This window comes from Gimesia aquarii (genome assembly GCF_007748195.1).
In the GTDB taxonomy this organism is placed as follows: domain Bacteria; phylum Planctomycetota; class Planctomycetia; order Planctomycetales; family Planctomycetaceae; genus Gimesia; species Gimesia aquarii.
In genome coordinates this window covers 6999049-7024064 of sequence record NZ_CP037920.1, presented here as the reverse complement: position 1 = coordinate 7024064, position 25016 = coordinate 6999049, and the positions used below count along the sequence as shown (strand labels likewise).

The window sequence follows — 25016 nt, the reverse complement described above, 5'->3', positions numbered from 1 at the left end:
AATTTCCTTAAAATTAAAGATTGGCAATTTGAAACAGTTTTTGGAGATGCTGTCTCTGAAAACAAACCCCGACCCAAGACTACTCAGGTTACAACTTGAAAGTGACTGGCCAGGATAGCCGTTGACAGTAGTAGGGGTTAAAGCAGAAGAAGTGTAACCCTTCTTCGATTGAAATTTGCCAAACATGTGATTGGAGAGCCCGCAATGAAAACGATCTTCACTACTGGCCAAGTAGCAAAGATCTGTAAGGTTGCACCCCGCACGGTTAGTAAGTGGTTCGACTCTGGACGCTTGAGAGGATACCGGATCCCCGGTTCTCAGGATCGTCGAATCCCACGTGAGCACCTTATTCGATTTCTTAAAGAACACGGCATGCCGTTAGGCGAATTGGAAGATGAAGCAATGGGCAAATTGTTGCTTGTTGGGGCAGACACTCAGGTTCGTGCAAGTCTCGATGACCTGATGGCTACCGAAGATTTCAAAATTGAATATGCCGTAAGTGGTTTTGAAGCTGGTATCCAGGCTGAATCTTTGCATCCCGATTGCGTGATTGTTGATTTTGCAATGGGCCGCAATGAAGCTCTGATGATCGCTCAAAACCTGCGACGAAACAAAGACTACACTGATTCTGTATTGATTGCCCTTCTGAGCGATGAGGATAATGCCAGTGGGTTTGACAGAACTCTGTTTAACGAAACTTTCCGGAAGCCATTTGATGCTGCATTACTAGCTGAACGGATTCGGACCTTGGTTGGACGAAAAAAGCAGATCGCCTAATGAGGGGCAAGAATGCCCTGTGGTGAGATTGCCAGGGACGTGTAGTTCTCGATATTATGGACGGTGTCGAGAGAACGGCCCGCTGGTCAACCAAAACAATCGCAAAGGGATTTGCTGGTTTGCGTGAACGAATAGACCCGGCCAAGAGGTAAGACTCTTGGCCGGGTTTTTTTACGTGCCTGGTGTTTCGTTACAAACCGATATGAATCTATTAAATCAACATCACGAATCCGAGAAGAAAAAGCGGTTACCTGATTCTATCTGGTATTTGCTGCTTGCCCTCATTGCTTTCCTATTTGTGTCCACTCAGCTCGATTGTGCACAGGATCTTTACTTTACTGGGGCGGGTCCCGGGATGACTGTCGATGAACCGTTTAATGTTGGACAAGGAGTGTTCCTCGTTCGTGCGATAGAGGTCTATGGCCTGGGAATCTTTTCACCCGACAGCTTGCGGGAGATTTTTGAACATCCCAACTATTTACCCGACCACCCTCCATTGGGACGGTTATTGATTGGAATTTCGCACGAATTGGTTTCCTGGTTAGCAGGGAGTGATGATCGTCCTTTTGTAGTAACCTATGGTCGATATGCCTCAGCCTTCAGTTTTGCCTGTCTCGTGTTTGTGGTGGGGTGGTTTACCTTTCTCCAATGGGGGCACAAAAGCGGTTTGATTGCTGCTGCCACGTTGATCTGCTTACCTCGATTATTTGGGCATGCACATCTGGCGGCGTTGGAAATGGTAACAGCACTGTTTTATGTATTAGCGGTATTATCTGTCGTACATTTTTGGAATTTAGAACAGCCTCCCGGATACAAACGGTCTTGCCTCACAGGGCTGTTATTGGGACTCGCACTGCTAACCAAGATTCAGGCAGTTTTGATTCCGATTCCTGTGATCATCTGGGCGCTCTGGAAATGGCGACAAAAAGCGATTGTGCCATTACTCTGTTGGGGGAGTATAGGGGTATTGATTTTCTTTGCAGGCTGGCCGTGGCTCTGGTTTGATCCCGTGGATCGAATCAGTGAATATCTTGGCAGAACCACAGAGCGTGCGGCTCTCTATGTAGAATATTTCGGTATCAAATATTCTGATCGTAATCTGCCTTGGCATTATCCCTGGGTCATGTTTCTGACGTCGATTCCGGTAGGGCTCTCTCTCTTCGGCTTATTAGGTTTCTGGAAAACAATTCGTTCATTTCGTGAAACTCCAAATCAAAGACCTGGTGGAGAAATTTTGTTGCTGCTTTCGTTATTGTGGCCCTTGATCTTATTTTCTTTGCCAGGGATTACTGTCTACGATGGCGTGCGATTATTTTTAATGGTCTTTCCGCTGACGGCAGTATTTATTGGTCGCGGCGCAGCGATAGTCATTGATTGGGTAAACCAACAGCTTCCAGCCAAGTTTGCAATAACTGCTGTTGCCTTGCTCCTGCTCTCGCAATCCTATGCCACCTTCGTATTGGCTCCCTGCTGGCTTAGTTATTATAGTTTGCTGACTCGTGGCCTGAATGGGGCAAACGTTCTTGGTATGGAAGTCACCTACTGGGGCGATTCGATTACCGCCGACATGTTGCAACAAGTTGTGAACGATGTACCTGAGAATTCAGTCATTCAAGTCGCACCAGTTTTGCATCCCGCTTACTTACAAACCTTGCAGGAAACACCCGAGCTAAAACGGAAGGGGATTCAATTGGTCCCCTTCGAATCAGAGAAACCAGTTTCCGAATACGTGTTATATTTTCAACGGAATCCTTATTTGCCAGAGATCCTTCAAGCAGGGCAACAGGAATCGCAGAACATCATTACCGAAGTTTCCAGGTCGAATATCCCTTTAGCTCGTCTGATTCGTTTGAATAGTTCGCGATGAAGTTACTTCTTGACAGGCAGTGCTGGATGAAACCCAGGGATTTTACAGGGAATCCGATATAAGCCGCTACCCGCAGTGATGTAAAGCGTTGACGCATCTTTACCAATCCCGAACGTGCAATTGGTAGGCAGTGTGGGAGTGGGGATGTATGCCAGTTCTTTTCCTTCGGGTGAAAAGATGACAATGCCGAATCGGCTTTCTGCGCGGAACGCCGCGTAGATATTTCCGTTTTGATCAACGGTCATTCCATCAATTCCAGTCTCTTTCCCACCGAAGTCCGCAAGTATTTTCTTCTTACCCAAGGAGCCATCTTTATGAATCGGAAATGCGTTGAGGGTCATCCGTTTCTTGGGTTTTTGGGGGGGATTTTTTTCTAGACCAGTGGCCCCATTATTGGTTTCAGCAACATAGAGTGTTTTACCATCAGGTGAAACAACCACTCCATTAGGCTTACTGATATCAGTTGTGACACGTACTACGGTTTTCGATTTTGGGTCGTAGCGAAAGACACTCATGTGATCCAGTTCCAGTGGTTCAGTACCGACATAACGTGGATCCGTAAAATAGACCCACCCTTTAGGATGCACAACCAGATCATTGGGAGCATTGAATTTTTTTCCTTGATAACGATCAACCAGGCATTTCACTTTCCCTTTTTTTGAGATTTGTGCCAAACACTGTTTTCCATTATTCGCACCGCAGGCAGCCAGCATTTTACCTTTTTGATTGATCATCAATCCGTTGCTTTGTCCACTGTCTGAACTGAAGACAGTGGTTTTTCCTGTTGCAGGATCGAAGGCCATGATTTTTCCCAGGCCGCCGGAGAAATTGATATCGCTAAAGTAGATAATGCCATCAACGTCAACACAGGCCCCTTCTGTGAATCCTTTATCGTTCCACAGTTCCTCCACTTTGGACTGCGGTGAAACAATCGATGAATCACCAGAGGGGCCAGGAATTGCCGCATAAACCATTGAGCAAGCCATTGCTGAAAGTGCCACTCCATAAATGAAGATGTTTTGCCAGTTGATCATGGTTTGTACCTCTTTGCTATTGCCTGTTGAAAACAAGTTATGTTCGGTTTGTTGGTTACGCCATCATATCTTTTCTACTTTATTCGATGCTACTTTTATTCTTCCCCATTATCATTGGCAGGACTGTTATTACGGACAAGCCACAGTGAAGGCACGGCCAGGGCTGCTCCTGCAATGGGACCGACAATATAAATCCAGAGAGACGTCAAATTCTGGCTGACCAGTGCGGGGGCTAACGAGCGCGCCGGGTTCATGGAAGCACCGGAGATTGGTCCGGCGAACATTGCTTCCAGAGCGATCACAGCTCCGATGGCAACTCCTGCCAAAATTCCGGTTTCTTTCGCACCTGTACTTACACAAAGCACAACGAACATCAGTATCCAGGTCAAAATTCCTTCCAGAACAAGCGACTGCATTTCGCTGCCCGCAGGAAGCGTCATTCCGTAATTCTTCAAATCGGGAAAGAGGAATTTCAAAATCAGACATGCCACAATAGCACCAATGATCTGGCAGACAATATAAGGAATCACCTGTTTTGCTGGAAAGCGGCCTGAGACCCAGAATGCGATGGTAACTGCTGGATTGATATGAGCACCAGAAATTTCACCAATGGCATAAATGACTGCAGTGACGACGAGCCCAAACACAAGAGCGATTCCAACATGTGTCACAGCTCCCTGTGAAGCCTGATTAGTGACGATGGCACCCGCGCCTGAAAATAGCAGGATGAATGTGCCAAAAATTTCAGCATAGTATTTTTGCATCAGTTGTCGATTCCAGGTTGTAGATTCAATGACTAATCATTTTCAGGACGGGCAGGGTTAAGCCAATGGCCGGATGGATCTGTGCCGGCAACAATCACTCCTTTGGCATTCCAGTCCATTCCCGCTCTCACATCCGCGGCACAATAACGGAGTGTTAAACCACAACGTCTACGGTCTGATTCATTCGCTTCTGAGCCGTGTAGTAGTAAATCGGAATGAATAGAAATTTCTCCGGCTTTCAATGAGTCGTCAACCGGTGATCCATATTGCTCCGGGTTTTCAATCGTCTGGTTCAATACATTATCTTCGTGCGAGCCACTCGGACGATACGTCATGTGACCATGGTGATGACTCCCGGCAATAAACCGCATGTTGGCATTTTCGGGATCAGCATCATCAATGGCTAACCACACAGTGACTGCTTTGGAAGGAGATAAAGGCCAATAGCTGGCATCCTGATGCCAAGAGACCGATTTCCCATCATGAGGCATTTTGCAGAAGAAATGAGAACCCCAGGCAATCAAATTATCTCCCAGTAAATCTTTGACATAGGCAACGATTTTAGGATGAGTCAGCAGATCATAAACCTTGCCATACTTCATATGAGCGGTACTGATGGAATAGCTATCCCCACCTTCAGCCATGACTTTTTCTAACAATGCGTCAAAATACTGTCGGTTCGTAGCGACTTCCTGTTCATTGAAGATGCGGAGGCTACGGAGATACCCGTCCTGATTGAATTGCTCGATCTGAGCGCTGGTTAAAACTTGGGGGTCCGTTGTTGTAGAAGGATAGAATTTCAAGTCACGTTCGATTTGAGAGAGTTCTTCTTCCTCGGGGACTGCCTGGAATTCTTTGGATTCTGTCATGATATGCCTTTTCAATAATATCAGAGTAAATCAGTCGTGGGCGAAACAGTTTTTGGCGCGTCGTTCCCAGGAAAGAAATATGTCCCTATTGTAAATAGGGCTCAGCTCAGGAACAACTTAGAAGCAATAATTGCCGGAAGTCGGAACCATTTTCATTAGAAGATAATAAACTGATGAAATCTTCTAAGATGTGCTTCGTGTTTTAGTTGGTTTGCTTTTCGGGGCAGGGGCAGTGGTTTTGCGGCTGGCAGCATTCGTGGCCAGGCCTTCTGCAGAGATGAGATGGACCAAATCTTGTGAATTCTGATCCATTTCCATAACAAGAGCATCGACACGACCTGCAAGGTACATATACATAATCAATGAAGGAATGGCAATTCCCAAACCGAAGGCCGTTGTTAGCAAAGCCATGGCAATACCAATCGCGAGTTCCTCTGCCTTGCCCATGGCACTGCTGTTGGCAATTTCGTTGAAGGCCTGAATCATTCCGATTACGGTGCCCAGCAGTCCCATCAAGGGTGCCACTGTCGCGACTCCATTAATGACGCGCAGATGCTTACGCAATTGGGAAAGTTGACGTTCACCGCCATCGATGATTGCCTGTTCCACTTCGACACTCGGTTTCCCCCATTTACGAACGCCGTGTGCGAAGACCGAAGCAATAGGGCTCGGATTTTCCTCACATAATTTCAATGCCGAACGTGCATTCAGTTTTCCATCTTTGAGCAGTTTCAAGAAACGACTGACAAAGTGACGTGGAATCACACGCGCGGTTCTGAGAATGACCAGTCGCTCAATAATGAACCACATTGAAATGATGGAGGCAATGACAAAGGGGAGTAGAAAATAACCCATTTCATCGATGATTGCTTCCGGCGTGGAAGGAATACCCGAGTTCCGTTTGACTGGCAGTACTCCATCTGGTAGCGGACCTTCGGCTTCTACAAATTTTCCATCGATGGATTCAACCACATCAGGTAATCGTTCCTGTGCTTCCGTGGAGTCGGCTATCATAAGTAGAGCGATAACGCTAATCACGACGAATGGTAGCAGTAGCCGGGAGAGCCGTATGAATGTGAAGTTTGTAGATTTTCCTCGATGGGGATGATCAGCGGAGGGATTTTGTTGATTGCTGATAAAATTGACCATGAGAAATAATTGTCACACTAAAATGAAGGGGACTGGCTAAGTGCCTCTGTTATCTGATCCGGATTACTCGTAGCAGCATTTGCCCCGTTAGTACTTTATCGTAAGTCAACATACGATTGTAAGAAGCGGTCTAGTTTACGCCAGATTGGCTTTCCCGTCGAGCCTGGAATCAAATTTCCTGATCAAACGTTTGTAAGACAAAATCTTGCTTTGGGTTATTTATTGCGACTTACCTTGGCTTGAACTGCTTTCATCCGCTCTTTGGCACGAGGAACCAGTTCATGTTCAGGGAAACGTTTCAGAAAATCCTGATACGTTTTTAAAGCTTGAGTCCATTCGTTCAGCGCTTCATGGCAGGTACCGGCTTGAAAGAGCGCAGGGGCTTGCCATTCGGGAAATTTGTACTGAATATCAACCTGCAAATACGCCAGAAGTGCTGCTTTGAATTTTTCTTGAATCATCAAAGTTTCTGCCAGAAGAAATTGGCACTTGGCTGCGGTTTCGGTGCGTCTGCTATTTTCAGATTCTGTGATTTTTTGAAATACTTTGCGTGCCTCTTCAAATTTTGCCTGATTTTTCAAGCTGCGTCCCAGAACTTCTTCTGCTTGATAGAGGAAGGGGTTTTTCGCATCCCAGCTACGAAAACGCTCCACTGTTTTTTGCACATCATCATATTTTTTCTGTCGAAAGTATGTTTCTGCTAAAAGTACCCACGCGCGCGGATACCAGGGTTCCTGACTCAGTTTCGCACTCTTATCGTCATTGACGATTTTCAGTAGTTCTTCCTGTGCTGTTTTGGTCTGATTTAGATACAAGGCCGCTTCTGCCTGATGGAATTGAGCAAAGGATGCGTATTCATTTTTGGGAAATCGTTTGAGCAATTCTTTGGCAAATTTTTCGACGAGGTCCCATTTTTTCAACTCTAGATAAATTTCAATCAGCCGATAAAGGGAGACTTGTTGTACTTTTTCATCAGACTTTGCAGAGGCTTGTAATTCATCGAATGCTTTTGCGGCTACCTGTAATTTACCGGCGATTAATTCACTTTCTGCCAGACTCAAACGTGCGTTGTCAGCTAGATCGCTATTGGGGGTCTCTTGCACCAGGCGCTGAAAGATCGTGTCTGACATTTCAAATCGCTCTGCCTCGTAGTTGATCAAAGCCCACTCATCAAGAATTTTGTCGAGATTGTCAGGTTTGGGGAATTTCTGCAAAAGGGTTTCGTAGGCTTCGTTAACGGCATCGATTTTATTGAGTTTGAATAACGTTCGTGCTGCCTGTAAACCCGAGAGCATTGCATAACGCGAAGGGGCAAATTTGGTCAACGCGTTCTGGAAAACAGTGGTGGCTGCCTCCAGTTGTTTATTGTCTTCCAGACTGCGCCCCTGCATGAAAGTTGCTTCAGCAGCTAAGGGACTTTCTGGAAATTCTTTGACAAATTGTTCAAAATGTTTTGCCGCGGATGGATACTCTTCGAGTTGAAATTCAGACCAGGCCAATCCCGAGAGTGCAGCCGGGTATTCCGGAGTACCCAATCCGGCTTTTACGATTTCAGCGAAGAATTTTTTTGCGCGTTTCCACTGCTTTTGCTCGTAGTTTCTTTCTGCTAACTGACTATAGGTCTGAAGCAACAGCTCAGTATCTGGTTTGCGTGCTTTTAACTGATCGAGATATTTATCAACTTCCTGGGGTTTATTATTTTTATTGGTGATAATAATCAGATTGGCGAGGATCTGATTAACTCTAGGACCATTTGGGAATTGTTTGAGATATTCGGTAGAGAGAGTTTCTGCCTCGGCATATTTTTTGAGTGAATTGAAGCTACTACTTTGCAGAACCAGTGCGTCGGCGTATTCGCTGGATTGTTTGTTGACTTTAGGATCGTTTAAATATGGCTCCAGTACTTCTACCGACTTGTCAAATTGATTCAATTTTTGGAACGTGCGTGCCAGATACAACCGTGCCAGTAGTTTTGTGTTCTCAAGCTTGGTTTGTGCAAGGACGTTTTGGAAATGGGCCAAGGCAATTTTCAGATCGTCGGGGGTACCCAATGCATCTCGAATACGGCCTTTCAGCAGTTCCTGATGCAGCCGCAGACCACTCTGTGGGTACTCCTTTTCAAACTGCATTGCCAGTTGTGCCGCTTCCGTTAATTGATCGTTCAGCAGTGCAGACTCGATGGCAAAATGTAAACTGTCATCGGCGAGATCACTGGTTGGCCATTGTTTTATGAAATCAAGAAATAAAGGCTTTGCCTTGGCTGGTTCTCCAGAGCGTAACAGAGTATCCGCCAGTTGATAGGTCGCTAACTCTTTTTGCTCTGGACTGGGTTTTGATTTGAGTGTTTGTTCTAAGGCCGCGATTGCTTCAGGAAATTTCTGGGCGCCTTTCAGACTTACTCCCTTCCAATACAAGGCATTCGCAGTTTGTTTCGGATCTTTGGCAACGAGATCAAACTGCTCGATTGCTTTGGTATATTCATTTAAATCGTAAAATGCATAACCTGCATTAAGTCGCGCGGTTGTACCAAGGGGGCTCTCAGGAAACTTCTCAGGTATTTCCAGGAATGCATTTGCAGCCGCTTTAAACTGTTTACGATCAAATAAAGAGGTGGCTAGCGACATTTGCGCATCACTGGCGCGGGAGTGATTTTTTTTGTCGGCGATTTCTTTAAATCGTTTTTCGGCTTCGGCTGGTTGTTTATTTTGCAGGTAAGCTGATGCGAGACCAAATTCGGCATCTTCGCGCATGGCTCCTTTAGGGTGGCGTTCTAATGATCTCTGAAAACTTTTTACAGCCATTTCGGATTTGCCACGCCTGAGCATGACATCACCAAAATAAGGGTAGGCCCATTCTTCCAGTGCGTGCTTCGGATGGAGTTTGAGAAATTCTGTGAATTCTTTGTCCGCTGCTTCCAGGTCATCCAGCAAGTAACTGCATTCACCGATGCGATAAAGTGCATCGGGTCTATTCTGGTTTTGGGGGTACTCTTTTACAAAGTTTCTGAGGACGTCTCTTGCTTCCCGATATTTTTGTTGATTAACGAGAGTAAGGCCGAGATAAAATTTAGCCAAAGGAACACTGGCGTGCTTAGGATAATTCTTCAAATATTTTTGAAATGTTTCTGTCGCCAGTTCCCAGCGGTTTTGTTTGTACAGGCCGATCGCCAGCTGAAATTCATCGGACGCTTTATCAGCAAGAGCAAACTGAACAGGCAAAAATGTGAATGCCAGGAAGATCAGACAAATTTTGCCGATACGTAAGTCATATGAGAAGAGGGGCCGGATACGGTTATTCATCATCATGTAATCGCGAAATCAATTTAAAGTAGTAAAGTGTGAAATATTCATATTATCGTGGCACTTCTGGCTGAGGCAAGCGGCGTTGTCGAAATCTCCTTCTGGAGCAGCGAAAACCTACGTTATACGTACTTTGTGCACTGGTATTTCTGCTGATAAATCACCAAATACGTAGCTCTTGATTCAACTTCGTGGTCGAGAGAGGTTAGATCTATGAGGTTCAGCTGCCACGAAAATGCCGATCTGCGAAATCGAGGTATTGCTTCCAGTCATAGTCGGTTACATCATGTTTGCCGGTTCGAATATGATATCCCATCTGCTGCTGTACGGGTCGATTGACTTCCGGCATCTGTTTCGCACCAAATCCGGAAGTTCCCAATAATTTGTAGACCGGCTCTGCATTCAGTACAGATAAGAATTCGCCACGTGGATCTGCCCAGCGGTCCTCAACTGCGCTAGCTACATATACAGGGCGGGGTGCGATTAAAGAGACCAGCATGTGCTGATCAACGGGAAGTTGCTCTTCTTTGTCAATGTACTTATTGAAATTATCACAAAACCAATGCGGGAATGCATTATTGATTACATTCAGTGTTTCGCCAAAACGACGACGGCTGAGTGCGGCGCCTCCGCAACCAGAATTATTGGAAATGACCAGTGCAAAGCGTTGATCTTGTGCTCCGGCCCAGAGCGATGTTTTACCAAGTCGTGAATGACCGATGAGGGCGACATGCTTTTGATCGATTTGATCGTCTGTTTCGAGATAATCCATTGCACGACTCAAGCCCCAGGCCCAGGCGGCAATAGTGCCCCATTCGTCGGCCGCAGGCTTCTTTTGTCCTGCCTTATTAAACAGAGGATGAATGCCGTTTTGAAAGCCATCGTCATAGTCAGGATCAATATCACCACAATAAATGGCAACTAACCCATAGCCACGGTCAAGGATTTCATCAATAGCCCAGCGCGAGGCCGAGGTACCTCTTGATTTTTCAGTCGCTCGATGATTGACGATAGCTTTCGCTTTATTGGCCCGCATCCATTTGGTTGAGAGTGTGATTTCAGGATCATTGGCAATGGTGTGATTACCATAGAAATTGAGTCCCATGAAGACCGGCACCGGTTTCGTTGCTTTGGCCGGCAAGTAAATCAGCAGGTCCATACGGGGCTCTTCTTTTTTTCCAGAAAAATAAACGGAAACCTCTTTTCGGATTGCTTTGCCATTCAGTGCATCATTTTTCTGTGAGGTCACTTCGAACAGAATATCTTCTGATGGTGCCGGACTTTTTCCATAGACTTCACTTTCAAACAGATGCAGAATTTCCGGACGTCTGACTTTCCACCAAAGTTCAGCAGAGTCGACCTTCCTGCCATCAGAAGTTTTCAGAACAGCGGGTAATTTATATTGCGGAACCTTTGCTTCATCATAATTGGGTTTAGGACGCTGTGCCTGCACTGTCTGCATAGAGACTACGAATATGCTTAAGAGGGTCAAGGTGGAAAACAGCAGTTGTTTCATATGATTAGTGGCCTTTATTCTGGTGGGATTTTCAGCAATCTGAAGTCTGACGATGTCGTTCAGAGCCTGTCAGGCTATCATAATGAGGATAAAATTTTCAAATCTCTCTTATCATCCTGTTCGTTTCTTTGACGATTAGCAATATGAAATTATCTCTGTATGTGAAAAAATGGCTAACTCTTTATTTATTTGCACAGGGAATAGGCGGCATTTTATGGTGGTGTCTTCTATTTAGTGTGCCAGCGAGTCGCTCATTTTTTCTGTCGGATATGCTTCCGGATCGTGTGTTGATTTCGTTCTGGCTGCCCGATTTATTTATTTTTATTCTCTGTTCATTGATGGTTGCTTATGGATGGAGGAAAAACCGGGGTTGGGTTCAGCCTGTTCTTTATTTTTTAACCGGAGGCATTGCTTATGCCAGCCTCTACTGTCTCGCGTTGAGTCTCTCAACGAGAGGGGGATGGTTGGGGACTCTGATTATGTTGTTTTGTATGTTCATCATGTTCTATGTCTGTAGCGTTGTTCGAAGTAGTGAAACGCATCCCGGGGGTTGAGATCCCTCATTGTTGATGGTTGTTAGCCGACGCCATTGTGAGGAAGCACATATCAATGAAGACCTATTTTGTCCCGGCGGCTGAGGACTCCCCACTTTGGTGGATATTGCTCAAAATCTTTTTCCAGACAACAATTTTCTGGGGACTGTTTTTGTTTGTGATCCCCGGTGGTCTTGTGTGGTTGGAACAGTTGTGGGGTGAGATTCATTTCCATTTTTCAGGACAGCGAATTTTGGGTATCGTCTTGTTTGTACTAGGGGGGAGCCTGGGTTTGACGAGTGGAGCCATCATGGGTATTTACGGTCGAGGAACACCACTTCCCCTCGATTCAGCACGCCAACTGGTCATTGTGGGTCCTTATCGTTATGTACGGAATCCCATGGCCATCGCTGGTTTAACACAAGGTATTGCTGTCGCGTTCTATGTTGGCTCATGGTTTACATTGATTTACGTCATCATCGGTTTTTTTCTTTGGAACTACTATGTGCGACCTATTGAAGAGCAGGATCTTTTACTGCGATTTAAAGAGGAATATTCCGATTATCGACGGGCGATTCGATGTTGGATTCCCCGCATTCGAGGATATGATCCGCCTGTAAAGAAAGCTCATAATAGAGATTGAACCGACAATTATGATCCTGAATCTCGTAATCTGTGTATATAATTGTTAACATAGCCCTGACGAAGTGGATTGTTTTTATTTAATGACCCGATGTGGCACCCGGATATATCGCAATGAAAAATCTGTCCCAGGCAGAAGAAATTGATGAAATTCGCACACTGGTGCGAAATAGTGGCCTGCGAAGCACTGCGGCCCGAATTACAGTCATTCAGTTTCTACGTCAGGCCTCATCACCTCTTACGCACGCAGAGATTGCCGAAGATCTGACGCCGATGGGATTTGACAAGGCGACTGTCTACCGCAATCTCATTGATCTTGCCGAAGCGGGGCTGGTTAAGCGAACAGAACTCGGAGATCATGCGTGGCGATTTGAATTACGCGATCCCAATGAACCGGAGGATGCTGAGCACCCTCATTTCGTCTGCACCGAATGTGGCAGTGTTTCCTGTCTCCATGATGTTGAATTCAAGACACCCAGTAATAAGCATTGGTCTCAGGTAGGAAAAGTGACAGAAATTCTCCTGAAGGGAATTTGCAGCGAATGCGACGAAGCTTGAGCGGGAATAAATTCGTCTAATGACTGTGATTGTGTGAGTGCTCGGCTTCGTGATTTGAAGAATCCGCTCCATGACTGCCATGGTGATGGACATGGTCAGGTTCAATGAAACCAATTCCATATGCGAGTGCGATACCCAGCAGTAGCACAAAGGAGAGTCGAAACCGGTTATGCGAATGAAATTCCATTTCCGGCAGTAAGTCTCCCAGAGAAATACAGATAAATACGCCCGCCGAAAAGGCGAGCGCGCATCCGATGATGATATGTTGATTTTCCGAAAATTGTTGAACTCCCAGGAAAAACAACAAAGCTCCCAATGGACACATCAAGGCAAAACCAATATTTACGGCATTGCGCCAACCTGCAGACCAGCCTCCTGCTGCCATCAAAGAAGTGATCGAAACGGCATCGAGAGGTTTATGTAATGTGATTGCCAGAAACGTTCCCAGTCCGAACAAAGACAGAAAGACTTCATGATGTTGCTCGGCAATGATACTCGCACCCAAAGCCAGACCGTCAATCAGTGTATGTAGCGCTAAGCCCAGTGCAATACCGACCCAACTCAATTTATGGGAATGTGTATGTGGGTGCACGTGAGCATGAGCGTGGTGATGGTCGCAGTCATGATCGTGTTCGTGCTCATTTTCTTCATCAAGCTCTACGGTGCCATGTTGGTGAAAATGGAAGGTACGAATCAGGAAAAACAGTGTCAGGATACCGGCCATCATCCACCAGACAGCGCGATCAACGGAGCCCATTTCAGCCACGGCGTGCGGCAGCAGATGGAATACGCCAATTCCCAGCATGAGCCCACCGACGAAACTGATCAGCGTTTCCATACGCGTGTGGGTCAAGCGAATGAGTGAAGGTAACCAACCACCCAGCAGGGAAGAGAATACGATGACACTACAATAAACACCCAACAGAGTATAAGCCCACATGATGCTGTTTGGTGCTTTTGTATCCGCATTTGCAACTGTTGATGATTCCGATGTGTTTTCAGATTCAGCATGCTGATGAGTATGCTCAGCCGCCAATGTAGGTTGCGAAACAAAAAATCCGGGTGCGATCAAAAACAGAACGAGAGGGATCGTCATTAAGAGTAACGTAAGTTTAACGTCATTTTTGAAATGAGAGAGCGGTTTCATTGAGTTAAAAAGCCACCAGAGATCCAGATAGAGTGAGTTTCCCAGATTTCCAGGCCAAGCATCACTCGCATATTGTAATAGCAAATTGGTTGCGATTGACTTTAGCTTTTGTGAAGGATCATAGCAAGAGCCTTCTCTGACTGTATTTGAGGAGATTCTGAACTTTTGCTCGGTAATGAATCCGGATCATTGAATTTCAACCTGAAAGTTTTGAATACCAGATCCCAGTGATTTCCAAGTGAAATCACTCATTTAGCGAGGGTAAGTTCAAATCGGAACACTTTTTAGTTGTTAAATTGTAACGATTAGGTTTTCTTTCAGGCTTGTGCGCGTTGAAGGAGTAAATGTTAAGGTCCTTCATCGTTTCTTAATATTCGCTTAAAAAAAGAACAGCCGATAAGACCCTCATAATCGGACTATTCGTACATAGCCGCATAATAGGTAAATTTAGTACAGAATCGCTTGTCATGACTTTCAGGCGATCAACTATCAGGGATGAGTATGCGCACGTTCATTAAACTTGCAGGGTTTCTACTTCTCTTAGGAACGTTGTTCCGTTCTCAAAGTAGCTTTGCGGAAGACACTCAAATCAGTTCTGATAAATTGGAAAGATTACTCGAGCGATTAGAGGCCGCCGAGAGTCGAATTCAGGAACTGGAGCAAACCAAGACTCAACCATCAGTGCCAGCAAAAGCCACGGTGTTGCCACCCCAACTGGAAAAAGTGGGGGGCAGTCTTGATGAGTCAGATGAAATGCTCATTAACAGTTTTCGTAATGCCGAAGGAGACCCCGCACTGGAAAGTCGCCTGTCCACTCTTGAAGAGGACTGGAAGAAATTCAGTGAGTCCGAACAGGCGAAAAAGGCAAAAGATGCTTCCAAAGTCACGACCCTAAAAGTGTTCGGTCGAATTCATTTAGATGGATGGAATTTCTCTGATAGTACACCGGGGATTGCTGCCTTTAATAATCCGGCAGACCCAGCCGATCCAGAAAACCGCTTTGAATTTCGTCGTTTGCGTATCGGTGTTTCCGGTGATATTAAAGATAACATGCTCTATAAATTCGAGTACGACTTTGGTAATCCCGGAGATCCTGCATTCAAAGATGTTTATATCGGATGGAAGGACTTGCCCGTCTTTCAGACACTCTTGATTGGTAACCAGAAGCGTCCCCTGGGTATGGATCACCTTAATAGTAGTCGTTACAACACGTTCTTGGAACGTCCTCTGGTAATCGAAGCATTCAACGAAGATGCCCGACGTTTGGGGATCGCCGCTTATGGTGTTTCTGAAGACGAAACCTGGAACTGGCGCTATGGTATTTATAATTTGGAGAATATTGCCAGTGATGGAACCTATGTTGGTGATGCAGGGCAAATGAGTGTGAACGGTCGTTTGGCAGGAACTCCCTGGTATGATGAAACCTCTGGCGGTCGTGGCTACTTGCATCTGGGGATTGCCGATATGTGGGCTCATCCGGATGGAGATGTGGTTGAACCCAGTTCTGATAACAACGAAGCCCGGTTTCGAACTCGTCCCGAAGCACGGACGGGAAGTGTGCGTTGGTTAAATACAGGCCGAATTGCCGGAGCAGACTGGTTTAATACTCTCGGTTTCGAATTCATGTTGAACATCGGATCGTTCTCAGTTGTGAGCGAATACCAGGTTACCAATGTGGGACGTGGAAACGATGGACCCGATCTCACTTTCGATGGTGCATATGTGCAAGCCGCTTACTTCCTGACAGGTGAGTACCAGCCCATCAATCGTAGAACAGGTACTATTGCTCGCGTGAAACCGTTGGAAAACTTTTTCTTTGTCAACACCTGCGATGATGGCAAAGCCGGTGGTTGGGGTGCCTGGCAGATTGCTGCTCGCTATTCTTACCTCAACTTAACTGATGCTGATATCACTGGTGGTGACGAACGTAACTTCACGTTTGGTATGGTTTGGTGGTGGAATTCGCATGCCCGCCTGCAGTTCAACTATATCCATGCTCAAATTGACGACCGTGGTCCGATTGATGGCTTCACCGGTGGTCGGTCAAACATCTTTGGAGCACGATTCATGGTTGACTTCTAACAGCAGAATAGTGTTGATTTAAAAGTGTGATACTAAAAAATTAATCTCTCAGGAAATGAGTAATATGAAATATTCAGGAATGATTTTACTGGCGATCACAGCCACGCTCATAAGTGGGCACCGGAACTTTGCCGAATCTCAAGTGCCCTGTTGTGATCAGACGAAAGGTGTTTGTGGAAACACCAATTACTGTTCACAGGGTTGCAAAACCTGTCGAATGCATGTGGAAACATTAAAAATCAAAAAGCATTGTTACTATATTGAATGCAAAGACATCTGTATTCCTCCCGTACGTTTTCCCTGGCAGAAATGTTGTGATTTAAAATGTGGGAAAATCAAAACGGTTCGTGTTCTGAAAAAGCATAATTATACTTGTGAGAAATGCGGATATAAGTGGACCGTTGAATGCAACTGTGATTCCTGCTCGTCTGGGAATTGCGTAACAGCTGTTCAAAAACCACACCAAAAGTCGGTCCAGAAACCAACTCAATCCGCCAAAGCACGACCTCCACTGGCTCCTGCGACGCTAATCAGAAAATAGTGAAAAGAAACCACTGCGTAACTTTTGAGTCAGTCCCTCGTAGTGGTCCTGTTTCTGATTTGAAAATAAAACGCTTCCTCTACTTTATCATCTGAGGAAGCGTTTTTTATTGAACAGAGACAAAACGATTAGCGTGTCAATAAATTTGCCGAAGTGCAAGATTCGCGCTTTCATTACAACACAGATCTGGCATAATTGATGGGCTTCGATTTGTAAAAGTGTTCTGGCTCTACCATCTCATTTCAGATTGATTGTGAAGCAGCATGATTTGTACCTCTGTGACTCCCGAATCCCGTAGCTTTGCCAAAGTGGATATTCTAAATGCTGCTGCACAATCTGATTTGGTGGAGCTCTGCCTGGATCGGTTGATTAAAACACCCGATATTGGAGACTTGATCGCCGGCTTCGATGTACCCATTCTGGTTTCCTGTCGTCGACCCGAAGAGGGAGGGTCTTTCAAAGGGACCGAGTCCGAACGGATCAATCTACTGAAGCAGGCCATCATCGCAGAACCTGCTTATATCGAACTGGATCTGGAGACCGCTCAACAGATTCCGCGATTTGGAAAAACGAAACGTGTCATCAGCTATACGAGTTTAAAGAAACCGTTAGCTGCGGTAGATGATATCTTTGATGAAATGGAAGACGCCAAAGCGGATATCATTAAATTCACCTGGCCGACTCCTACCTTGCAAACGGCCTGGCCTTTACTCGCTGCGATCAGCCAGAAACGGGAGATTCCGGTGGTCGGTTTAGGGCTGGGAGCCGCAGGCATCACCTTTTCATTACTCGGTTTGAAGTATGGGTCTCCCTGGATCTATGCTGCTCTGGAAAAAGGGATGGAAGCCTTTGAAGGACAACCGACATTAGCAGAATTAGATGAAGTCTATCATCACAAAAAAATCTCAGCCAAAACACGTTTTATCGGTGTCGCCGGGTTAGGTGTCGCAGAGCGACGCACAGTGGAAGTCTTCAATAAAGCTTCAGAACAGTTGGGTCTGGATTTCATTTGCCTGCCACTGATGATTAATGATTTCAAACAAGTTCATAAAATGTTGGGGATTCTAAAAATTCGCTCATTAGTGGTGAGCCCGCGCATGGGAGAATTTATTTTACCGCTGGCAGAGCATCTGGAAGAATCATCACAAGCGACCGGTTACGGGGATCTGCAACTCAATCAGCCAGATGGTTGGCACGCATACGACACAGTGCGGCGGAGTGCAGTGAAAAGTCTCGAAGCCACCTTTGAAGAGCATACGACAGGATCAACGAGTGCCTTCCAGCGTAAAAATATTCTCGTCTTAGGTAGCAGTGGTTTAACAAAAGCCATCGTTTATAGCCTGGTGCAACAGGGCGCTGTTGTCAGTGTTGCTTCGGGTAACGATAAAGCAGCCCAGGCAATCGCGCGTGCGTTCGATGTCCGTTATGTCCCGTTTGCCAATTTATACGATACTCTTTCTGACATTGTGATTCAGACCGACCCTGAATTGAAATTGGGACCTGGCAAGACCGAATTTAATCCCGCATACCTTCGCGAAACAATGACTGTGATGGATATCAGCCAGCTGCCCGAAGAAACGGAACTGATTCGCGAAGCCGAGGGCAGAGGGTGTGAAGTCGTCGATGTAAACGAAGTATATCGCAAACAGCTCAATCAGATTTTCAAAGCGATTACAGGATCGGAAATTCCAGAAGCAGTTTTTGAAAGCCGTAGCGAGTATACAAAGTAAACGCGCTGATAATGATCACACTTCATTCAGCTTTGCCGTTGCTGGCGTCTGGAGCAGACGCAGGCCATTGAATATGACGAGCAGTGAAGCACCCATGTCGGCGGCGATGGCTGCCCACAACGAGGCTTGATCAAAGACCATCAACAGCATGAATAACACTTTGATACTCAACGCAAAGATGATGTTCTGACGAATAATGCGCAATGTACGGTGCGAGTGACCAATCAGCCACGGAATTTTGGTCAGGTCATCCGTCATTAACGCGATGTCAGCTGATTCGATAGCGACATCACTGCCGGCGGCTCCCATCGCAATGCCCAAAGTCGAACGACTCATCGCGGGCGCATCATTCACGCCATCACCGACCATCGCCACGTATTCGTATTCTTCCACCAGCGATTCCATGACGGTGAGTTTATCTTCCGGCAGTAATTCGGAATGCACGGTATCCATACCCACTTCTTCAGCAACCGCTTGAGCAGTGCCCGCGTTGTCACCCGTCAGCATGACAAGCTCTTTTACCCCTTCATGGTGTAGGTCGCGAATCACATCCGCCGATGTTTCGCGCACACGATCTGCTAAAGCGATGAAACCACAGACATGAGTTTCATTTCCTACAACGACTACGGTTTGACCAGCGTTCGAAAGCTCCTCAAGCTGCCGGTGTACTTCGGGAGTTTCTTCATTTCGCTCTTCCAGATAGCGATGAGATCCCAGCCAGAATTCTCGTCCATTAATCAGCGCCGTTGCACCTTTACCTTGAATAATCTGGTAGTCTTCTGCCGGCTGATATTTGACATTCTGTTTTTCAACCGCGTCCAGAATTGCTACCGCCAGAGGGTGATTACTGTGCGCTTCCAATGCGGCGGCGCGTTCAAGTAACTCTGATTCGGTGTGACCGTTCAACGGAACGATTTTGGTGACGACAGGTCTGCCTTGTGTGAGCGTACCTGTTTTGTCCAGCGCCAACGCTTTCAATTTGGAAGGTGCTTCAACAAACTCGCCCCCTTTAATCAGCACCCCATTCCGGGCTGCTGCTGCGAGGGAAGCAACGATGCTGACCGGCGTGGAGATCACCAGTGCACAAGGACAGGCAATGACTAACAGCACAAGTGATCGATAAAGCGAATCGTGCCAGCTAATTTGCAATAGAGGCGGCAGAGTCAGCAAAATCAACAATGCTGCCGCCATGACAATTGGTGTATAAACTTTGGCGAATTTTTCGACCCAAACTTCCGATGGCGCACGGCGGGTCTGCGCTTCTCCCACCATGCGAATGATTTGTGAAAGGATGGTATCTTCCGCCAGTTTGGTGCATTTCGCTTCCAGCAGGCCGTCCCCATTAATCGTACCCGCGAATATTTCATCATCAACTTGTTTCATGATGGGGATCGATTCGCCTGTAATGGGCGCCTGATTGACTTCGCTTTCTCCTTTTACCACTCGGCCGTCCAACGGAATTTTTTCGCCCGGTCGGATGAGAAAAATCGTATCGACTTCCACAGACTCGGGTGTGACCGTCGTTTCGTTTCCTTGCTCATCGCGAATACGGGCAATCGGAGTCGTCAGGTCCATTAGTGCCGCGACTGCTTTACGTGCACGGCCTACACTCCAGGCTTCCAGCAGTTGTGAGAAGGCGAACAGAAACGCGACAGCGGCGGCTTCAAACCACTCATCTATAAATAGCGCTCCGATCACAGCGATGCACATCAACAGGTTCATATCCGGTCGCAAACGCTTTAATGCAAACCAGGCTTTAGGCAACACGAACCAGATACCGGTAATGATGGCTGCCAGATATTGTAAACGGACAGGTAACGGCATTGATGCATTGGCCGTTTCTTCCGCACCCAGGGCAGCGCTGAAACTGCCTGCTAAAATGATATGAGTCAGAAACGCTGAGCACATCATCACACCGCTCAAGCCAGTCAGTAGAGATCGTCCCTGTTTCGACCAGAATGAACCGGATTCCGCTTGTTGTTTCTCTGCATCCCAGATCTCGGCCCGCATCCCGGTTTCATTGATGGCTTGAATCACTGCTTCCGCAGAAACGGGCTGTGTTGATGGCTTGACTGTCATTCTACGATTGAGAATGTCAAAAAACAGATATTCCTCTCCACCGACGAGTGGGGAAATTTCCCGTTTCAAAACGGAAACTTCTTCGACACAATCCATGTCCTGGATTTTAAAGATTTGTTCGTCTTGGTTCTGGTCCATGAAAAATCGATATCGAAAATAGAGAGAGGAAGCAGGGGCATATCCTAATCAAAAGTAATAAAATCATAGCACCTCAGGAGAAGAAACAGAAACTTCGGATTTTTTTCTTCGCAAATTTCTCATAAAAGGTTTAAGATCCGACTTTGACCGTTTTAAATGGAATCATTTCCATAATCGCTTTGATCGGCATAGCGAGCCAGATGGCAACTTACAAAAATGTAACAGTTGGTCAGCAAAAATTATAGAAGTAAATCGCGTAAAAAACAGCAAGTTAGTGCGACTATCAGCACTAGTTCATTAAGGAATCCCATGAGTAAAGACTATATCGCCGCCAGACAGAAAAAATTGAATTCACTCCTGAAACGCATGGGAGTCGAAGCACTGTTAGTCACCAGTGAAACGAATGTGACCTATCTCACCGGTTTTGGGGGTGATTCCAGCTATTTATTAATTGGAAAAGCACAAACTATTCTGATCAGCGATGCTCGTTATACGATTCAAATCGAGGAGGAATGTCCTGGTCTGGATGTTTACATTCGCCCGTCCACCGAGTCGATGACAAAGGCTCTGGAAAAAGTCTTGAAAAAAGCACGTCTTACAAAGGTAGGCTTCGAAAGCCATGTTGTGACCTGTGCTCTTTTAGAGTCGTTAAATGGTATCACACCTGCCATCCAGTGGGCCCCTCTCGATAGTTTTGTTGAAGAGTTACGGATGGTGAAAGATGCTTCGGAAATCGAGGAAACTCGCAAAGCCGTTCAACAGGCACAACAGGGCTTTGGGGTATTGCGCGCCATCCTTACGAAGGACATGACCGAGTTGGAAGGAGCGCATGAATTAGAACATGCCATGCGACGCTTCGGAGCACGGCAGGCGGCCTTCGACCCGATTGTCGCAGCAGGTGAGCGGGCAGCGTTACCGCATGCGATACCGTCCGAGAAGCGAATTGGGGAATCTCCTTTTTTGCTGGTCGACTGGGGGGCTATGACCCAAAAAGGATATCGAAGCGATCTAACGCGTATGATCATCCACGGTCGACCTACAAGCAAACTGGAAAAAGTTTACAACACGGTTTTGAAGGCGCAGTGTGCTGCCATCGAAGCCATAGGACCGGGAGTGACATGTAAAAAGGTCGATTCCGTCGCAAGAAAAATCATCGACAAAGCAGGCTTTGGAAAATACTTTTCGCATGGACTGGGGCATGGCATCGGTCTCGACATTCACGAAGGTCCGCGCCTGGGAGCCAACCAGTCCACAGAACTCAAGCCGGGCATGATTGTGACCGTCGAACCAGGCATCTACTTGTCAGGCTGGGGAGGCGTACGCATTGAAGACGACGTACTCGTAACCCGCGACGGGCATGAAACACTCACCAGTGTGCCGAAGGAGTTTGAGTCTTCCCTGTTGTAAATTCAGTGCAACAATAACCAGTCTTTTCCACAGCAGCTCTACTCAAAATATTCTCTTGACAAAATGGAGGCTATCGAAGCGCGACAACGCCTTCGTATTTTCAGTGCTTAAATTCAACTTGACACCGTCGCGCTACTCGCGAAACTCTGTGATCTGCGTCGCGCGCGCGAGGCGCTTATTTTTTTCGAGTGCATATCTTCACTCCTGCGGATGTTATCACCATAAAAGTCCCTTGTTTTTGAGAATTTGCTACGACACATCTCGAACCAGTTCCCTTTGATCACGTTTGTTTTGAACCCGATCAAGCGAATTTCATTTAAAAATCCATGCGTTTCAGGACAGAATTTACCAGAGTCAAGACAAAGTTGCGCAAATGTCATCTGCTTGACCCACTCACGCCATTCGCGATGATTGTGGAAAGTGAGATTACAATCCGTGAACCAGAACGAAAGCAGAGAACGAGGCAGCATAGTACATCCAGAACAGAGCATTAGGTCATCTCCATTAAGAACAAGTAAAACAGAACGCATCAGGTAGCCAGAGCAAACCCGCTCTAATCGAGTGGAGAAGTTCTGCGCAGAAACATTTTACCCGATAAGGACCAGTACACAGGAGATGAATATTGGGAACTAACTTTTCTTCAGAATGTAAAAGCTGTGATAGATTGCTCTCATCTGAAAATAAAAGTGAATCGGTCAGAGGTATTGTTAAGTCTTAACCCTCAAGTTTATTTGATGAAACAGAGAAATTTAAGGAGCAAAATAGGTCGAACTCGTTGGTAATCCGTCTTACAACAGAGTCTCAGGTAATCATCAGGCCGGGTGTTTTCATAAAATGAAATGCTTTCGCAGCATGAATCCATTTAAGAAGTCTTTTGTTCTTGACCGTGCCTCAGGATGTATGGGCTTAGTTACGAGCGGAAAGAGCCTCATCCACGTTTAAATTCCATCTTGGAAATGGATCCTGAAATCGCTTTCAAGCCTCAATGCTCTAATCTGGCGTAGTTTTCAGGCCAAGGGTCAGGAAATGATCCACCAGATCTCCAATGTTCGATTTCGTCTTCATCCAGAAAGCAACGTTTAAGCGACTCAGCAAACCAATCAACCTGAGCTTTATCACCAATGACAGTCAGGTGGCAGTGACGATCACCAAAACGTCCTGTCTCCTTTGCCAGTCTCTTCCTCAGCGCCTCAAGTTCCATTTCATCAAAACGATTATCTTCTTCTTCAAGGACTGCCGCACGCCAGTATCCAATTAATTCCAGATTGATCCCACCGGCCGCCTGGTTCCAGAGTAGCGACAAGTTGTCACGGCTCGCGAGATAAAAAAATCCCTTGCTTCGATATATGTTTTGGCCGAGATGTTGATTGCAAGCATCCCACAAACGCTGAGGATGAAACGGACGATCATCTTTAATGACTCTGGTTGCCAGATTATAGGGCCGATCGTCCTGGCACTCTAATTCGAGGGTTGGTTTCAGTTCTTTGATTAACTGTGCCACTCGATGATAGTCGTACTCAGTCATCGCCAGTACATTATCAAGGGGAAGGTTGCCCCAAGGTACAGAAACGACAGGCACCAAAGGGTTCAGTTCGTGAATGGACCTGGCGATGGTATTTATTTTACTTTCAGCAATTCGGTCGACCTTGGTCAGCATCAGGTGACTGCAGAACATAATTTGTTCCACCAGTAAATTCGTCGTATCCCTCTGCTGATTCTTTAGATTGCGTTGCATGATAGGAACAAGCTGTTGTCCGCAGTCGTAGTCCTGATCAATCATCGCGCTGTCGACCAGTGTCAGTACGCCAGTGAGCTTGAACTGTGGCTGTGTGCTAAAGAATTCGATAAGCGGCATCGGATGACAGCTTCCCGATGTCTCAATGATCAGCAATTCCAGGGCGCTATTTGATACCATCCGTTCCAGTGCATGACGGAGCTTGTTGATCCCTTGATTGCTACTTAGAACATGGGAATGAATGGATTCAAAATTGCAGGCGTCCTTTTCGAAAAATTCCCGCTGAGCGACAAGCAGGCCATCGACATCCAACTCACTCATGTCATTGACTACGACACCAACAGAAAGGTCTCTCTTGAAAGACTGAACAAGCAGGCTAGTCAAAAGGGTTGTTTTACCTGATCCAAGAAATCCATTGATAATGAGAACTGGAATCTTCGTCGTTGGGTCGATTGACGCTTTCTCTTTCATGAGTCTCACTCCGTCCTTCATTTGTTGGCGGATTCAATTTTGAAGTGCACGGTGACGGATCGTTTTTTCATTGCTTCTCAGCTGAAATTGTGAATGGCTTGAGTGCTAATGATAACGGTTGGTTTTGATGCTCCCAACCTTGACGGCCGAGAAAGCGCCATGCGGCCGCCATCTTCTCGGCACGGACGAACGGCCGTAGCCAATCATCCACGCATTCCCTCCGATAAGCGAGGCCAACGGTGGAGCGCACCCAAGTCTCATATTTGGCGATCCAGAGTAAACACGATTTCCAGAGTTCGCGAGCACGCTGCCACTGCGGTCTGCCTCGTGGCCGAGTAAAGACCGGTAGTTCGTCGGGCCAGTGAATTGCCAGTGAGAGCGACTCGACCGGAGCCCATTTGGGACAAAAGTCGAAACGGTTGAGATAAAGACCTCCCAGATCGCGGCGTCCGAAGAACATGCCGAAGCCCCACAAGGACACGTGCAACTGATCCTGATCGAGTCGATAACACGTGGATCGATCGTCGGTGCTGCAATCTCGATGGCGTTCAAAACCAAAACCCATCAGCAGATTTTCATCGGGGTGCTCTATATCCCTTCCCCAACACCAGAGCTGTTGTTCCATCAGCTTTCCGCCAAATCTGCGTACCGGCTGAGGCATGCACCATCCTTGGCGCG

The 25016-nt window shown here is 46.4% G+C and carries 20 protein-coding genes; 10 read left to right on the top strand and 10 right to left on the bottom strand.

Annotation, left to right across the window (positions count from 1 at the left end; translation table 11 throughout):
- Nucleotides 1-204 precede the first annotated feature (204 nt).
- Both V144x_RS26755 and V144x_RS26750 read left to right on the top strand, forming a co-directional pair.
- Nucleotides 205-777, top strand: a complete 573-nt coding sequence (locus V144x_RS26755; protein ID WP_044238118.1) for a helix-turn-helix domain-containing protein — start codon at nucleotides 205-207, stop codon at nucleotides 775-777.
- A gap of 157 nt (nucleotides 778-934) precedes the next feature.
- Nucleotides 935-2644: an ArnT family glycosyltransferase gene (locus tag V144x_RS26750; RefSeq protein WP_144990024.1), complete on the top strand. Its 1710-nt coding sequence runs from the start codon at nucleotides 935-937 to the stop codon at nucleotides 2642-2644.
- Nucleotides 2645-2646: 2 nt separating this feature from the next.
- On the opposite strand, the gene V144x_RS26745 is transcribed toward V144x_RS26750, so the two are convergent.
- From V144x_RS26745 to V144x_RS26735, 3 genes are all read right to left on the bottom strand, one after another.
- Nucleotides 2647-3678 (bottom strand): SMP-30/gluconolactonase/LRE family protein, encoded by a 1032-nt coding sequence (locus V144x_RS26745; protein ID WP_144990022.1) that lies wholly within the window; start codon nucleotides 3676-3678, stop codon nucleotides 2647-2649.
- Nucleotides 3679-3773: 95 nt separating this feature from the next.
- Nucleotides 3774-4442 (bottom strand): MIP/aquaporin family protein, encoded by a 669-nt coding sequence (locus V144x_RS26740; RefSeq protein WP_144990020.1) that lies wholly within the window; start codon nucleotides 4440-4442, stop codon nucleotides 3774-3776.
- Between the two features lie 32 nt (nucleotides 4443-4474).
- Entirely contained in the window at nucleotides 4475-5311 is an 837-nt protein-coding gene (locus V144x_RS26735; protein WP_144990018.1) for a phytanoyl-CoA dioxygenase family protein, read from the bottom strand.
- A gap of 29 nt (nucleotides 5312-5340) precedes the next feature.
- On the opposite strand from V144x_RS26735, the gene V144x_RS29085 reads away from it, so the two are divergent.
- A complete protein-coding gene (locus V144x_RS29085) occupies nucleotides 5341-5409 on the top strand; it encodes a Cas8a1 family CRISPR/Cas system-associated protein (protein WP_390620823.1) in 69 nt (22 codons plus the stop codon).
- 85 nt (nucleotides 5410-5494) lie between these two features.
- On the opposite strand, the gene V144x_RS26730 is transcribed toward V144x_RS29085, so the two are convergent.
- The 3 genes from V144x_RS26730 to V144x_RS26720 all read right to left on the bottom strand — a co-directional run bounded on the left by V144x_RS26730 (nucleotide 5495) and on the right by V144x_RS26720 (nucleotide 11275).
- On the bottom strand, nucleotides 5495-6460 hold the full coding sequence (locus V144x_RS26730; protein ID WP_232102653.1) for a MotA/TolQ/ExbB proton channel family protein: 966 nt from the start codon (nucleotides 6458-6460) through the stop codon (nucleotides 5495-5497).
- 215 nt (nucleotides 6461-6675) lie between these two features.
- Nucleotides 6676-9765, bottom strand: a complete 3090-nt coding sequence (locus V144x_RS26725; RefSeq protein ID WP_144990015.1) for a tetratricopeptide repeat protein — start codon at nucleotides 9763-9765, stop codon at nucleotides 6676-6678.
- A gap of 214 nt (nucleotides 9766-9979) precedes the next feature.
- On the bottom strand, nucleotides 9980-11275 hold the full coding sequence (locus tag V144x_RS26720; RefSeq protein ID WP_197998657.1) for a glucuronyl esterase domain-containing protein: 1296 nt from the start codon (nucleotides 11273-11275) through the stop codon (nucleotides 9980-9982).
- A 143-nt stretch (nucleotides 11276-11418) separates the two neighbouring features.
- Between V144x_RS26720 and V144x_RS26715 the strand changes: the two genes are divergently transcribed.
- From V144x_RS26715 to V144x_RS26705, 3 genes are all read left to right on the top strand, one after another.
- A complete protein-coding gene (locus tag V144x_RS26715; RefSeq protein WP_144990013.1) occupies nucleotides 11419-11829 on the top strand; it encodes a hypothetical protein in 411 nt (136 codons plus the stop codon).
- A 55-nt stretch (nucleotides 11830-11884) separates the two neighbouring features.
- On the top strand, nucleotides 11885-12451 hold the full coding sequence (locus V144x_RS26710) for a methyltransferase family protein (RefSeq protein ID WP_144990011.1): 567 nt from the start codon (nucleotides 11885-11887) through the stop codon (nucleotides 12449-12451).
- A gap of 113 nt (nucleotides 12452-12564) precedes the next feature.
- A complete protein-coding gene (locus V144x_RS26705) occupies nucleotides 12565-13008 on the top strand; it encodes a Fur family transcriptional regulator (RefSeq protein WP_144990009.1) in 444 nt (147 codons plus the stop codon).
- Between the two features lie 16 nt (nucleotides 13009-13024).
- Here the strand turns inward: V144x_RS26705 and V144x_RS26700 are convergent, their stop codons facing one another.
- Nucleotides 13025-14155 carry a ZIP family metal transporter gene (locus tag V144x_RS26700; RefSeq protein WP_144990007.1) on the bottom strand — a complete coding sequence of 377 codons (1131 nt, stop codon included), beginning with the start codon at nucleotides 14153-14155 and terminating at the stop codon, nucleotides 13025-13027.
- A 501-nt stretch (nucleotides 14156-14656) separates the two neighbouring features.
- Here V144x_RS26700 and V144x_RS26695 point away from each other — a divergent pair.
- The 3 genes from V144x_RS26695 to V144x_RS26685 all read left to right on the top strand — a co-directional run bounded on the left by V144x_RS26695 (nucleotide 14657) and on the right by V144x_RS26685 (nucleotide 18508).
- The gene (locus tag V144x_RS26695; protein ID WP_144990005.1) at nucleotides 14657-16237 is read left to right on the top strand and encodes an OprO/OprP family phosphate-selective porin; all 1581 of its coding nucleotides are present in this window, start codon (nucleotides 14657-14659) and stop codon (nucleotides 16235-16237) included.
- Nucleotides 16238-16301: 64 nt separating this feature from the next.
- Entirely contained in the window at nucleotides 16302-16778 is a 477-nt protein-coding gene (locus tag V144x_RS26690) for a hypothetical protein (RefSeq protein WP_144990003.1), read from the top strand.
- Nucleotides 16779-17041: 263 nt separating this feature from the next.
- On the top strand, nucleotides 17042-18508 hold the full coding sequence (locus V144x_RS26685; RefSeq protein WP_144990001.1) for a type I 3-dehydroquinate dehydratase: 1467 nt from the start codon (nucleotides 17042-17044) through the stop codon (nucleotides 18506-18508).
- A gap of 15 nt (nucleotides 18509-18523) precedes the next feature.
- On the opposite strand, the gene V144x_RS26680 is transcribed toward V144x_RS26685, so the two are convergent.
- Entirely contained in the window at nucleotides 18524-20725 is a 2202-nt protein-coding gene (locus V144x_RS26680) for a heavy metal translocating P-type ATPase (RefSeq protein WP_197998656.1), read from the bottom strand.
- A 309-nt stretch (nucleotides 20726-21034) separates the two neighbouring features.
- On the opposite strand from V144x_RS26680, the gene V144x_RS26675 reads away from it, so the two are divergent.
- Nucleotides 21035-22132: a M24 family metallopeptidase gene (locus tag V144x_RS26675; RefSeq protein WP_144989999.1), complete on the top strand. Its 1098-nt coding sequence runs from the start codon at nucleotides 21035-21037 to the stop codon at nucleotides 22130-22132.
- A gap of 982 nt (nucleotides 22133-23114) precedes the next feature.
- Here the strand turns inward: V144x_RS26675 and V144x_RS26670 are convergent.
- Nucleotides 23115-24338 (bottom strand): CobW family GTP-binding protein, encoded by a 1224-nt coding sequence (locus tag V144x_RS26670; protein ID WP_144989997.1) that lies wholly within the window; start codon nucleotides 24336-24338, stop codon nucleotides 23115-23117.
- 67 nt (nucleotides 24339-24405) lie between these two features.
- Complete coding sequence (locus tag V144x_RS26665; protein ID WP_144989995.1) at nucleotides 24406-24999, bottom strand: hypothetical protein; 594 nt, start codon at nucleotides 24997-24999, stop codon at nucleotides 24406-24408.
- Between the last annotated feature and the right edge of the window lie 17 nt (nucleotides 25000-25016).

Bases quoted from the DNA above. Each gene is read 5' to 3' on its own strand.
- V144x_RS26755 (WP_044238118.1), top strand. From the start codon at position 205: ATGAAAACGATCTTCACTACTGGCCAAGTAGCAAAGATCTGTAAGGTT.
- V144x_RS26745 (WP_144990022.1), bottom strand. From the start codon at position 3,678: ATGATCAACTGGCAAAACATCTTCATTTATGGAGTGGCACTTTCAGCA.
- V144x_RS26740 (WP_144990020.1), bottom strand. From the start codon at position 4,442: ATGCAAAAATACTATGCTGAAATTTTTGGCACATTCATCCTGCTATTT.
- V144x_RS26735 (WP_144990018.1), bottom strand. From the start codon at position 5,311: ATGACAGAATCCAAAGAATTCCAGGCAGTCCCCGAGGAAGAAGAACTC.
- V144x_RS26730 (WP_232102653.1), bottom strand. From the start codon at position 6,460: ATGGTCAATTTTATCAGCAATCAACAAAATCCCTCCGCTGATCATCCC.
- V144x_RS26725 (WP_144990015.1), bottom strand. From the start codon at position 9,765: ATGATGATGAATAACCGTATCCGGCCCCTCTTCTCATATGACTTACGT.
- V144x_RS26720 (WP_197998657.1), bottom strand. From the start codon at position 11,275: ATGAAACAACTGCTGTTTTCCACCTTGACCCTCTTAAGCATATTCGTA.
- V144x_RS26715 (WP_144990013.1), top strand. From the start codon at position 11,419: ATGAAATTATCTCTGTATGTGAAAAAATGGCTAACTCTTTATTTATTT.
- V144x_RS26710 (WP_144990011.1), top strand. From the start codon at position 11,885: ATGAAGACCTATTTTGTCCCGGCGGCTGAGGACTCCCCACTTTGGTGG.
- V144x_RS26705 (WP_144990009.1), top strand. From the start codon at position 12,565: ATGAAAAATCTGTCCCAGGCAGAAGAAATTGATGAAATTCGCACACTG.
- V144x_RS26700 (WP_144990007.1), bottom strand. From the start codon at position 14,155: ATGAAACCGCTCTCTCATTTCAAAAATGACGTTAAACTTACGTTACTC.
- V144x_RS26695 (WP_144990005.1), top strand. From the start codon at position 14,657: ATGCGCACGTTCATTAAACTTGCAGGGTTTCTACTTCTCTTAGGAACG.
- V144x_RS26690 (WP_144990003.1), top strand. From the start codon at position 16,302: ATGAAATATTCAGGAATGATTTTACTGGCGATCACAGCCACGCTCATA.
- V144x_RS26685 (WP_144990001.1), top strand. From the start codon at position 17,042: ATGATTTGTACCTCTGTGACTCCCGAATCCCGTAGCTTTGCCAAAGTG.
- V144x_RS26680 (WP_197998656.1), bottom strand. From the start codon at position 20,725: ATGGACCAGAACCAAGACGAACAAATCTTTAAAATCCAGGACATGGAT.
- V144x_RS26675 (WP_144989999.1), top strand. From the start codon at position 21,035: ATGAGTAAAGACTATATCGCCGCCAGACAGAAAAAATTGAATTCACTC.
- V144x_RS26670 (WP_144989997.1), bottom strand. From the start codon at position 24,338: ATGAAAGAGAAAGCGTCAATCGACCCAACGACGAAGATTCCAGTTCTC.
- V144x_RS26665 (WP_144989995.1), bottom strand. From the start codon at position 24,999: ATGCCTCAGCCGGTACGCAGATTTGGCGGAAAGCTGATGGAACAACAG.